The organism is Congzhengia minquanensis, assembly GCF_014384785.1.
GTDB classification, from domain to species: domain Bacteria; phylum Bacillota; class Clostridia; order UBA1381; family UBA9506; genus Congzhengia; species Congzhengia minquanensis.
In genome coordinates this window covers 30,760-42,168 of the sequence record NZ_JACRSU010000005.1, presented here as the reverse complement: position 1 = coordinate 42,168, position 11,409 = coordinate 30,760, and the positions used below count along the sequence as shown (strand labels likewise).

Below are 11,409 nucleotides of genomic sequence, written 5' to 3'. Positions count from 1 at the left end.
TAAGGTTGTGACAAGGAGTTAAATTGTCGCAAATATTTGAAAAAAGGAGTGTTTAATTATGACAAGCAACAACAAAGCAGTTGTACCTGAAGCAAAAGAAGCTCTTGACAGATTTAAGATGGAGGTTGCGCAGGAAGTTGGCGTTAACTTAAAACAGGGCTATAACGGCGATATCACAGCTAGAGAAGCCGGTTCTGTAGGCGGTATGATGGTTAAAAAGATGATCGAAGCTTACGAAAACAGCATGAAATAAGCATAAAAACAGAGTTTTGGGGCGTTTTGTAAAATTTGCGTTTTACAAAACGCCCTTTTTATTTTAATTATTTTTCACAATTTTTGTACCTCGGTTTTGGTGAAACTGCTAAATATTAAATTTTTATTTTTTTAGACTTTTATTATATTTGTACATATGTTATAATAAAAAACAATGGTATATGATTTAAAATTACTAAATGTAAGGAGAGAAAGCCATGAAAAAGATTTTATCAACAGTTTTGGTATTTTCTATTGTATTTTTAAGTATGGTTATACCACAAGTTTCTGCGGCTGACGAATATGATGTAAAGTATTTAAGTGATAATTTCATCCGAATTGAAAACACAGAACCTGCATTTGAGGCAGGTGTTGCAAGAAGCTTTACCGTCGATATTCCTGCCGCAGGAGATTATGCAATTTTTGTTGGGCAGACCGGTCCTGTAAAAACTGCGATTCAAGCAGATTTTGCACAGACTGCAGAAGTTACGGGCGGTGACCCGGTTGCTCTCAGCGTGGGAGATCTGAAAACTGAATCGGACGGTTATAAAAATACATATTCCAGAATAGGCGCAGTCGCAGGGAAGTCTGAATCAGCAGCTTTATATGCCGGCGCGTGTACTGTGACCGTAACGTCAAGCGTTGCTGCAACAATTCCTTACATTGATATTAAATGCACCGATGTCACGCTGAATGGCGGCAAACGCGCCATATATCCCGGGGACTATACAACATATTCCTACGTGGGATATTATGGACATATTAATGGTGAAATGTGTGCAGGTGATAATCATGATTTGATTGCCGGCTATGATTATTGGGGTGATTTGTCAGATGCTACCCTCTCCGCCCCCTATGCAATAACAAGAAAAATTCATTTTAATGGCGGCACCAACGGCGTTTATACATTAAACGTAACGAAAGCAGGGAATTACAACCTGTCTATTTTGGCCAACTATTATGCGTATAATGTTTCAACCGAAGCTACAGAGGATAAAAGCGGTTCTATGGCGTTATTTTTCGATGATACAGAAATTTATACACATGAAGATACCATTCCGTGTAAAGCGAATGGCGGTACGAACGATCATTTACCTGATCATTGGCATAATCCAGGGACAATCTTTATTCCTGAGGGAACCCACACATTAAAAATTACATCAAACGGTTTTGGCACCTATGTAAAACATATTTTGTTTGAAGAAGTTGTTGAGAGTAACGACAAAATTGTAAACGTTGACAATAACTTGACCAGAATTGAGATAGACGCCGCTACAAAAACCATTGAGGACGGAGCTTTAAAGGTGGTTGAATTTTCGGTGCCCGTTTCTGGAAATTATATTTTTTATGTGTATAAAACAAAGGATTATGCAGGGACGATTTCAACAGCAATCATTAATAAATCCAGCATGGAGAATGTTTTTGCATATAACGATAAACTGTTAGCAGGGAAGCAATATGTTAAAGTTGGTAAATCTACCACACTGCCAGTTCTGTTGGAGCAGGACGTAAAATATGAACTGACTGTAGCTTCTAACGGCGCAGCAATTGACATTGATTATATCGACGTGATGTGTGTAGATCTGCCTGTGAACGGAAAAACCTCAATTCCATCTCATTACGCCGTTAATGTCTCTGACATGGACGACGGCCATTTAAATAACACCGACCAGGCGAAGAATATGCCAACTCCCGGATACGCCTTAATTGGCGACTTTAACAGCGAGCTGTTAAGCAGCCGCCGCGAAACTTTTCCTATTAGTTTGCACTTAGACAACGGAAAATGGATTGAATATAGTTTAGATGTGAAAACACCGGGGCTGTATAGTGTTAAGATTGTTGCGAATACTTATCCTTCAGGCGGGCCGGTAAAAGACAGTGAAGAAATAAAAGAAATTAATGAACAGTTAAAATATTCTGTAAATGGAACCCTGATTGGCACAGTGCCCTATAGCAACAACACGGCAGACGACCTTATCTTTACTATGCCGTCGGTATATCTTGGCGCAGGAAACCAAACAATTCGGTTTGACCACCCTGCGACACCGAAAATTGCCGGATTTTATTTTAAAGAAATTTTAATTGACCCCTCGACAGAGTCTAATATAATTGATGCAACAACATTGCCTGCAGAATTTAATGGAACCTCCATTTCTTCTATTACCGGCTCTACCTCTGGAAGAATGATTAACCTGAATGCGGGAGAAAGTGTTACGTTCAAATTTAAATCCGGGGCGTTTGATTCGGCGGATTTAAAGATGATAGAAAGCGCTGTACCCCAGAATGCGTCTGTGACATATGTAGTGGACGAGGAGGCTCCGCAAACTGTTACCATAAACCAGCTTGGAAAAATTTTTGAAGCAAAAGATATTGCAGAGGGGCCGCATACTATCACCATTACGTCAAATACGGCGGGAGTAGGAATTGCTAGGCTTTTGCTTTGTGAACATTCAGATGATGTTGCGCAGGGTACGACAATTGATGTGCCTGCAAGATCAATTCGAACAGCAATTGGATTAGATTACGGCGTTATTTTGGGAGGAACCGCAGTGGTGGATCCTGATAACGGTGTATATACCATAACCGGTCCCGGAGAATATCAATTTAAGCTGAACATTGCAGACGGCGGGTATTATACCATGTATGCAAATGCAATGATGTATCAGAATTCCTTTACAATTTCGATAGATGGTAATGATGTTACCACAAAAATGTATCAGGATACTTCCAATCCGAATAACATAAGAGACTCGTTGCCGGTAAAATTGAAACGGCTTTCGAATCCTATTTATTTAAATGCAGGAGAGCATGAGTTTATTATCCATGTATTAGACGGCAATTTTGCCGAGATTCACAATATGGAACTGCAGCGCACGGATGGCCCTATTTCAACAGATATAACAAATGAAACGATTATTCCCGCATGGAACCATTCAAGCTGGAGAAATTTATCCAACGGATGGTATTTCCCTCATCAGGACGGGCAGGGCGGTAAGCTTACCGTTGGTATTTACTCCGATTTGCGAAACATTGTTGTGGAAGGAAGTGCGGAATATACCTTTGACGTAACAGTGGAGGAAAGCGGATATTATAACTATGGTCTTTATTATACCAATCCTGAAAACCAGACGGTATTTCATTATGTCATTGATGATGTTACGTATGAATTGTCGGGAACATCAGGCAGTACAACTAAATTGTCTTCGACAGAGGCAATCTATCTGGAAAAAGGAAAACACACGGTTACGATTTCTAAAAAATCCAGCGCCGGCGGTACTGTAAGGGTGTTTGCGCTGACATTTGCCAAAAGTACAGGCAACGTAATTACGCTTGATACGGCGGCCTCAAAAGCAACATTTGAGGTTGATTTCGGAAAAACCGTTACAGGTACAGTGATCACAGCGCTTTATCAAGACAACCAGCTTGTGGGTGTTGTGACCACCAGCATTAATGAAAAGCAAAACGTTGTAGTTGGTGTTCCTTATAACTCTTCACCCGATACTGCAAAAGTCATGGTTTGGGGAAACCTAATCAACATAAAACCAATAGAAGGTGCGGCGACATATACGTCTGCTTCGCCTGAATGGAAAACAAAATAAACAGTTAATGAGAACCGTCCCGCAAATGCGGGACGGTTTCTTCAAAAAATATGAAAAAAATACTTTACAAATTAAAATAAATATGATATAATAAATTCTCGTTGAGTGGTTTAATTTTATCTATATGCACCATTAGCTCAGTTGGTAGAGCACCTGACTCTTAATCAGGGTGTCCGGGGTTCGAGCCCCCGATGGTGTACCACCAGAAAACCCCGCAGCCGTAAGGCTTGCGGGGTTTTGTTATTTTTGTCGTTCGGTTAAAAAATGGTGTTTGACTGAATTTTGACTGAATAAATATGTTTGACTGATTTTTTTGACTGAATATTTGACTGATTATTGGAAAGCGGATGTAAGTTTTTCTGTTATGTCGGCATCACTACGTTCGAGGTGTGTGTAGATGTCGAGCGTTACGGTGATGCTTTTATGGCCCAACAGGTATTGGGCGGTTTTGACATCGATTCCGGCGTAGTATAGTGTTGTGGCGTAAGTATGTCTTAACGTATGTGCGGTGAAAGTTGGTTTCATTCCGTCATTCATATAGTATGATGTTTTTTTCTGAATGGATGAAAACATACGCCGGAGCATGGATTTTGTGGCGATTTGGCCGTTTTGTGTGGTGAACAGGTAGTCGTCACAGGAGGTGACATATGTTTTCAAGAAGTCGCTTAGGCTTTTTGGCATTGGGACATCTCGGACACCGGCGTCTGTTTTTGTGTAATGATTGATTTCTGATACATTTTCTTTAAAGATTAAATTATCTTTTACGTGAATGATTCCTTTTTTAAAATCAATATTTCTTTTACGCAGTGCGAGGATTTCTCCACGGCGGAGGCCTGCCTGCCATCCAATCATAACAAAGGCGCGCTCTTTGGGCGTGTAGTCTGCATTTTTTATGGCGTTTTTTTCTTCTTCTGTTAGGGCCCGTTTTTCCTTTTTGTGAAATTTCGGTGCTTTGATACTTTTTGACGGGTCTTTAAAAATTAAATCGTTTTCTGTGGCAGCAGCAAAGATTTGGTGTAGGCACAGAACAAACAATTCGGTTGAGCGTGTTAAACCTTTGTTTGTTAGTTGGTTAACGGCTTGCTGTAATTGGATGGGCGTTATTTTTGATATTTTTAAATTTGCGATTTGCATTTTCAGCAGATAACGCCGGATGCAGCCTTCGTAAGCGGCGTAGGTGTTATAGCTTGCGTCGTTTTTATAGGTTGAAAGCCACTGATGAGCCCATTGTCCCAGGGTGATGTTTTTATCGTCAACAAGAATTCCTTTATTTAGCTGTGATTTAAACTCTGAAATTTTATTTTCCAACTCGGGAATTGTTTTTGCATAGATATTTTTATATTTGGGTTTGCCGTTATCCTGGAATCCAATTTTAATTTGTTTGACATATCTGCCGTCTGCACGTTTTTTATATTTTGATTTCGGCATAAAAATTCCTCTACAATTATACTTTTGTTAAAGAATTATGATTGAATGTTAATCCGCAGCAGTTTAAATAATAATTTAAGGCTGTTTTTATAAACAATTCGGGAAGTTCGAAGTAGTCGGCTAAGTCGTAGGTTTCGTAGATGCCGCTCACAACTGCCTCGTTCAGTTTCGAAAAGGGAAGTAGTGTTTTTATTGCCCACCGGTTCGCTCTTTCTTCCATTCTCCCCCGGTTATCAATTGTGCTGATTGTGTAGAAAGAACCTGTCATGCAGTGGCCCAGTTCGTGGGCAAGCACGGCTTTTTCTTCACGGCAAGTTTCAATTTTATCTATATCAATTGCAATAGAATCAGGAATGGATATAGACACAGCTTGCCGCATTGGAAAATAATCTACATTGATTGCGTTCTCGTCCGCAATCTCATATAACTCATATAAATTCATATTAATCCCCCCGAATTATACAAATAGTTTAAGAGTTTTTCTTTTTTAATTTTTTATATCTGATGTAGTCTAATACATCTTGTTTTTCTTCTTCTGTCATTTCTTTTACTTCCCCGTAAAGGGCAAAGTCAACGCCGGACAACTGTTCATCGATTGGCTGTGGATTATCTGTATTCCCCATAAGGTAGTCTTCGGAAACATTCAGATAGTCAGCAATTTTTTTTATTTTGTCTATTTTGGGAGATGATTTCCCACTTTTCCAATCACTAAAGACGGTAGGAGATATGCCGGTATCTTTAGCAACTCGATACGCAGTAAGTCCTTTTTCTTGTACGATTTTCACAAAATTATCATACATAATTTAGTCACCTCTCACAATATTAAGGAAATCCTAAATAATGTATTGACACTATTTAGGAAATCCTATATAATGTACCTGTACCCACCAAAGAGCAAACGAAAACGCACCGCTTTTGATAGCGGGTAAGTGTTATTTTATTGATTCGCACCTTTACTATAGCACAGCGTAAAAATTTTGTCAATGATGGTTACAGGAAAAATAGGATAACGCGCTGAAATTTGTAAAAACAAAAGTGTTAATCCCGACACGGCGCATGGTGACACTCCCCCTTTAAATCATCATGCAAACTCTACCTAAGCGCGTTATCTTGTTTTTACCTTAAAATGGTTTATTGATAAATTAATCATAAAAGACGAAAGGAGAAAAGCCATGACGGGAAAAGCGATTAAAATAAAGCTGCTGGAACTTGGCAGAACGCAGCTTGATTTGCTGGAAGAACTGAAAAAATATGGCTATCATTTGAAACCGCAGTTATTGTCGAGTTATATTACCGGGTATAAGCGCACGCCACAGAGCGCGGTTGTGCTTGACCTTGTGGGGAACATTTTAAAAGAGTGGGAAGGAGCGAATAAAAATGCCGAAGTACATTAGTTTGAAAAAATTTATGCAGATGTATGGAATTGGTCAGACAAAGGCTTATGAGTTGATGCACAGGAAGGGATTTCCGGCCAGGAAGATTGAGGGTCGATGGAAGATTGAACTTGCGAAGCTTGAGGAATGGGAAGCGACGTTTGATGAGTGAAACGGGAGGTGAGTGGTTTGGACTACCCGGAGATTAGGCTGAATTTGGGAAAAGCTGTGCTTTATAAAGAGAAAAAATATATTCTTTTAGGGAAGCGCGTGTTAAAGCAGGAAAATCCGTTTCTGCCGGCGCGGTTTGAGTTGGTGTTATTTAACAAGGAGCGGCAGTCGGCGCTGTTTGCGCCCATGGAGGAAGTGGAGCCTGCGGTTAAGATGTTTGGCTGGCGCAGTATGGCAGAGGACGCGGAGGCCGCTGTGCAGGAAGAAATTAAGAAAGGTTGATTACTGTGAAAAAGTATTTGAGAGATTTATATTGTCGCGTTGGCGGGAAACGGTTTGAAAAAGGTGTGAAGAACATGGTGAAACTGGTGGTGTTTGCATTTTTGTTTGCTTTGTTTGCAAACTTAATTTCGTCGTGTCAAAAAACAGAGCCGGAAATTTATGAAGTGCGGAAAAGCGGCGTTACATATCGCACGTCAGAAGCAAACAAGCGTTTGAAAGAACCGAAAATGCGAGAAGAATCAGTTTTTTTCATTGTTGAAGGAGAGCAATAGATGGAAATGACGGAGTTCGAAATTGTAAAAGATTATAGTGAAAGCGCTGACAAGGCCGCACAGATTGGAATTTTAGCAGACCTGAATCTGTGCAGCCCGGCAGATATTGTTGGGGTTTTGCAAAAAAATGGTGTTCCGCTGCCGGAGGACGTAACGAGTAAGCGATATAAAGAATTTCGCAGGCCAGCTGCCGGCAGGGTCGAGTGGAACGAGGAAAACATTGAACGGCTGCGCGGGTATGTTTTGGACAGGCTGACGCTTGACGAAATTGCGGAGCGGTTTGGGACAGGGACGACTGCCATATCGAAACAGATTGCAAAGTATGATTTGCGGGGTAAAAAAAGCAAGAAGGCGAAAGAATCAATTGATGATATATATATCAAACAGTTGGAGCAGCAATTAAAAGACGCAAAAGGAGAAAAACAGCGTATTTTGGCGGAGCACAATAAGGCGGTTGCGGACTATACAGAGATGATTGTGGGCTTTGAGGGAGAGTTGGAACAGGCAAAAGAGCGGTGTGAATGTTTGTGTGAGGAAATGCGTGGCATTTTGGAGGGCGGCGTTTTTTCTGAGATTCAGATGCAGGCGCGGAACATAAAAGGACTTGCGGTGCTCGGACTTTGCGCTGTGGGAAAGGACTGTGCGTTAGAAGGTGTTCGGGCGGCGTTTTTAAATATTACAGAATCGGCAGACGTGATTGTGGAAGAAGCGGACAAGACAGCAAGAGGTAGGAAATATGTGTAAAAATACAGTAAAGATGGATTGTTTTGGGTGCGGCCTGTTGGTTTGCCGGCGGCGGATAAAGATGAATTGCCGTTTTAGTTTTGGCTGTCGCCCTCCTCATCGTTTTCACACAATTCCCCAGCGGCAAGGATAGTAGCGAGGGAATCTCCCAGCTGAGTAAAGACTGCGGCGAGGATGGCCGTATCTTCTGGACTGAATGTTTTGGAGATGGCACAGGCAAGAGAAGATATTAAAGTTACTAATTCACATGGATTCAAAAAAATCACCCCGTTGCGGCCCCGTCGAAATCTTTGATTTCGGAAACGGCGCCCATGCAAGGCTTCCCCGCAAAACAAGCCACTTGCGGCGCAGATGAGCGGCTGGAAGCTACTGCTATCAGTATATGATGATTACGGCGTGGAGTGAAAGGAGCGGAATAATGGTAAAATGCGGCCAATGCGGGAAAAATGACCGAAAGGAAGACACGTATATCTTTGACGGACAAACTTACTGCCATGAGTGTGAAATACCACTTATCTATGCACTTGCTGATTATGGATTGATAGATATTGAATTTGAGGACTGCGAGAAAAAATGTATCCGAGTTCACGGATAGGAGAGGGGGACAAATAATGAGTAGATTAATAGACGCTGATAAGCTATACGATTACATATCTGACGTATTTACACAGTTTGGGTATGACGTTATGAGTGTAAAAGATGCGTTGGAAGCTGTGGAAAAAGCACCCACCGTAAATGCTGTTGAATTTCCGTGTAAGGTTGGGGATACAGTGTATGAACCAAGATGTGACAGGGGCTTTATTCAGGAATATATAGTAATTGCAATTCATTTCTCAAAATGCAGTACTTTGTATGGATGGGAACTAAAAGATGGAAAAGGTATTTATAGCAATACAAACGGATTTTCGGAAGATGCAATTGGCAAAACCGTATTTCTAACCCGCGAAGAGGCAGAACAGGCGTTGAGGGAGCGTGAAAATAATGGATAAATATGAAGTGGCAAAAGAGCTGATGAGATGTTTCCCGAACAGCTTTATAAACGCTGATGGGGAATTTGTTGCCCACAGAGACGCAAATGAGTATTTTATATTAGAAAATTGCAACTCTGTACTTGACGTGGAATGTAAGGTGCTTGAATGGTTTTCAAGGGCAGCGTTTAAAACAGAGCCATTCCCAACAAAGGCAAAAAACGATAGATTTCATAAGTTTATGCGCGGCGGTATTAATAAATTCTTGGGTACAAATTTTACGGCAGAAGATATGGAATTAATCTATACAAGGCTTGGAAACGGTATTAATCGCCCTTTATGCGAACGGTTTGTTGATTTCGAATATAGTATTGATGTTTTGAAGGGAGTGACCAGCAATGACAAACTATGAGCGCATTAAAAATATGAGTGTGGAGGGAGCGTGGATTAAAGTGAAAAGTAGGACGAAACAATTGGATATTACAAAAAAAGTGAAAGACGCGGTTTGGGCACGGGATGGAGGCAGCTGCATTTTATGCGGAAACCGGGAGGCAATGCCGAATGCGCATTACATACCGCGTTCCCACGGCGGGTTGGGGATTGAGGAAAATGTGGTGACGTTGTGCTGTCAGTGTCATTATGATTATGACCATACAGTAAGGCGTGAGGAAATTAAGGAGAAAATTCGGGATTATTTGAAAGAGATTTATCCATGTTGGAGCGAGGACGATTTGTATTTTAAAAAGTATGGGCTATATAGATTGTAAAAGGCGGTAAGTATAATTCCGGTATGCAGCAGGAACGGGGAGATTTAATATGTTCAAAAAAAAGAGAGGGATTCGGCTTTCCTATTATAAGCAGGGGCTTGTATATTTTTTGTGTGCAAATTTTCACAGTTTGCCGAAATCATATCGGGACTTAATTTGTAAATTGTGTGTCGATGTTGGCGGCGCTGATTCGGACGCGCTGTTTGCTCTTTTGACAAAGCCGGAGTTTTCGGTTAGCGGAATATCGATTAAATTTTATGTAAGCGAAAAAAAGCTTTATAATTTGAGAGAAAAATTTTATTTAGAGTTTTGGGAACGGATTTTTAAATAGATAAATAAAGACCCGAAACGGAGCGGCTTCCGCTAAGACGCGAAGCGCCAGGGCTCCCGCAAGGCGGCTTGCGCCTTGTGGGAAAGAGGAGGAGCAAGGGAACGGGCGAAATGCCCCCGAGGGGATAATAATGGGGCCCCCACGAAGCCAACGAAGTGGTGAGGCTTCGTGGGGAAAAGGAGCAGCAGCGAAGTGGACGAAGTTTTTGCGGTTTTGGCAAAAACGAGTAAACGTAGCTTGCTGCGACGCGGGCTTGTATGCAATATTAAATTAAGGACCGGAGTTGATATTGTGAGGAGTAAATATCGTGAAGTGAGGTATTTTTGCGGTGAATTTTTAGACGCGCAGTGTTTTCCCGTTTACAAGAAAACAAAATCGAAGCGGGGAAGGTTTCAGCCAACCGGTGAATGTCAGGCGCGGCTAAACGAAAAAAACAGCAGGCGGCATTTAACGCGGCTGGTGCATGCAAATTTTTGCAGCCGTGATTTGGCACTGCATTTGACCTACAAAGACGAGTGCATGCCGGAAACGGAAGATGCGGCAAAAAAGGATTTGAGAAATTTTTTTCGTCGGGTGCGGAGGCTGTATAAAGCCGCAGGAGTGGAGTTTAAATACATATCTGTTACGGAAAAGGGCAGCCGTTCTGGCAGGGTGCATCATCACCTGATTGTGACAGGCGGTGTAAGCCGTGACGACTTGGAAGCCCTTTGGACAGCTGGGAGAGCCAACACAAAGCGTTTGCAGTTTGACGATAACGGGCTGGTGGGGTTGTCGGTTTACATGACAAAGCAAAAGCTTTATTTTCGGCGTTATAACTGCTCGCGGAACTTAAAAGACCCGGACAAGACGAAAAAGGTGAGCGACCAGCGGGTGAGCAGGAAGCGTGCAGGACTTATTTGCAATTTTGAAGACCGGGAGAGTTTGGAAAAGCTCTATCCCGGTTATCGGCTTTTAGGCGTGGAATACATTATCAGCGATTTGACAGGCGAATATTACGCATATGTGAGGTTAAGGCGAATATGTGAGCGCCCAAAAGCCTTGAAAAGGGAGGGCCGCGAAGCGTTAGGGCTCCCGCAAAGCCCCCGGAGGGGAATAAGGCGTTGTGGGAAGAAGGAGCTTGCCGCGACGATGGCGCCATATTCGCAAAAAGTTGTTAGCGACAGCGAACCGTTGTGAGGGCGCTTGCAACCGAACAGGCGAGCCGAGCGTGACTTTTTGCGAA

The 11,409-nt window shown here is 41.9% G+C and carries 16 protein-coding genes and 1 tRNA gene; 13 read left to right on the top strand and 4 right to left on the bottom strand.

What is annotated here, in order from left to right:
• Positions 1–58 precede the first annotated feature (58 nt).
• The 3 genes from H8698_RS11750 to H8698_RS11740 all read left to right on the top strand — a co-directional run bounded on the left by H8698_RS11750 (position 59) and on the right by H8698_RS11740 (position 4,053).
• Entirely contained in the window at positions 59–253 is a 195-nt protein-coding gene (locus H8698_RS11750) for an alpha/beta-type small acid-soluble spore protein (protein ID WP_177680350.1), read from the top strand.
• Between the two features lie 217 nt (positions 254–470).
• Entirely contained in the window at positions 471–3,851 is a 3,381-nt protein-coding gene (locus H8698_RS11745) for a carbohydrate-binding protein (RefSeq protein ID WP_249313682.1), read from the top strand.
• A 126-nt stretch (positions 3,852–3,977) separates the two neighbouring features.
• Positions 3,978–4,053, top strand: a tRNA-Lys gene (locus H8698_RS11740).
• A 131-nt stretch (positions 4,054–4,184) separates the two neighbouring features.
• Here H8698_RS11740 and H8698_RS11735 read toward each other — a convergent pair.
• Genes H8698_RS11735 through H8698_RS11725 form a run of 3 tightly spaced genes read right to left on the bottom strand, consistent with a single transcriptional unit; the run spans position 4,185 to position 6,079 of the window.
• Positions 4,185–5,279, bottom strand: a complete 1,095-nt coding sequence (locus tag H8698_RS11735) for a tyrosine-type recombinase/integrase (protein ID WP_249313681.1) — start codon at positions 5,277–5,279, stop codon at positions 4,185–4,187.
• Positions 5,280–5,295: 16 nt separating this feature from the next.
• The gene (locus tag H8698_RS11730) at positions 5,296–5,721 is read right to left on the bottom strand and encodes an ImmA/IrrE family metallo-endopeptidase (RefSeq protein WP_249313680.1); all 426 of its coding nucleotides are present in this window, start codon (positions 5,719–5,721) and stop codon (positions 5,296–5,298) included.
• Positions 5,722–5,749: 28 nt separating this feature from the next.
• Positions 5,750–6,079 (bottom strand): helix-turn-helix domain-containing protein, encoded by a 330-nt coding sequence (locus tag H8698_RS11725; protein ID WP_177680345.1) that lies wholly within the window; start codon positions 6,077–6,079, stop codon positions 5,750–5,752.
• 372 nt (positions 6,080–6,451) lie between these two features.
• Here H8698_RS11725 and H8698_RS11720 point away from each other — a divergent pair, with 372 nt between their 5' ends.
• The 5 genes from H8698_RS11720 to H8698_RS11700 are packed head-to-tail and all read left to right on the top strand — an operon-like array spanning position 6,452 to position 8,121.
• Positions 6,452–6,673, top strand: coding sequence for a hypothetical protein (locus H8698_RS11720; RefSeq protein ID WP_249313679.1), 222 nt, complete (start codon positions 6,452–6,454; stop codon positions 6,671–6,673).
• On the top strand, positions 6,657–6,824 hold the full coding sequence (locus H8698_RS11715) for a helix-turn-helix domain-containing protein (RefSeq protein WP_177680343.1): 168 nt from the start codon (positions 6,657–6,659) through the stop codon (positions 6,822–6,824). Before H8698_RS11720 ends, H8698_RS11715 begins: the two co-directional genes overlap by 17 nt.
• Before the next feature lie 17 nt (positions 6,825–6,841).
• Positions 6,842–7,105, top strand: coding sequence for a hypothetical protein (locus tag H8698_RS11710; protein WP_249313678.1), 264 nt, complete (start codon positions 6,842–6,844; stop codon positions 7,103–7,105).
• Positions 7,106–7,110: 5 nt separating this feature from the next.
• Entirely contained in the window at positions 7,111–7,377 is a 267-nt protein-coding gene (locus tag H8698_RS11705; protein WP_249313677.1) for a hypothetical protein, read from the top strand.
• Positions 7,378–8,121 (top strand): hypothetical protein, encoded by a 744-nt coding sequence (locus H8698_RS11700; RefSeq protein WP_249313676.1) that lies wholly within the window; start codon positions 7,378–7,380, stop codon positions 8,119–8,121.
• Positions 8,122–8,195: 74 nt separating this feature from the next.
• Here the strand turns inward: H8698_RS11700 and H8698_RS13440 are convergent, their stop codons facing one another.
• Positions 8,196–8,387, bottom strand: a complete 192-nt coding sequence (locus H8698_RS13440; RefSeq protein WP_346726847.1) for a DUF6774 domain-containing protein — start codon at positions 8,385–8,387, stop codon at positions 8,196–8,198.
• Between the two features lie 345 nt (positions 8,388–8,732).
• Here H8698_RS13440 and H8698_RS11695 point away from each other — a divergent pair, with 345 nt between their 5' ends.
• The 5 genes from H8698_RS11695 to H8698_RS11675 all read left to right on the top strand — a co-directional run bounded on the left by H8698_RS11695 (position 8,733) and on the right by H8698_RS11675 (position 11,363).
• A complete protein-coding gene (locus tag H8698_RS11695) occupies positions 8,733–9,110 on the top strand; it encodes a hypothetical protein (protein WP_249313675.1) in 378 nt (125 codons plus the stop codon).
• Entirely contained in the window at positions 9,103–9,501 is a 399-nt protein-coding gene (locus H8698_RS11690) for a hypothetical protein (RefSeq protein WP_249313674.1), read from the top strand. The genes H8698_RS11695 and H8698_RS11690 overlap by 8 nt, the downstream gene beginning before the upstream one ends.
• On the top strand, positions 9,488–9,856 hold the full coding sequence (locus H8698_RS11685; RefSeq protein WP_249313673.1) for an HNH endonuclease: 369 nt from the start codon (positions 9,488–9,490) through the stop codon (positions 9,854–9,856). Before H8698_RS11690 ends, H8698_RS11685 begins: the two co-directional genes overlap by 14 nt.
• Before the next feature lie 49 nt (positions 9,857–9,905).
• Complete coding sequence (locus tag H8698_RS11680) at positions 9,906–10,187, top strand: hypothetical protein (RefSeq protein ID WP_249313672.1); 282 nt, start codon at positions 9,906–9,908, stop codon at positions 10,185–10,187.
• Positions 10,188–10,478: 291 nt separating this feature from the next.
• The gene (locus tag H8698_RS11675; protein ID WP_177679982.1) at positions 10,479–11,363 is read left to right on the top strand and encodes a rolling circle replication-associated protein; all 885 of its coding nucleotides are present in this window, start codon (positions 10,479–10,481) and stop codon (positions 11,361–11,363) included.
• The last annotated feature ends 46 nt before the right edge of the window (positions 11,364–11,409 follow it).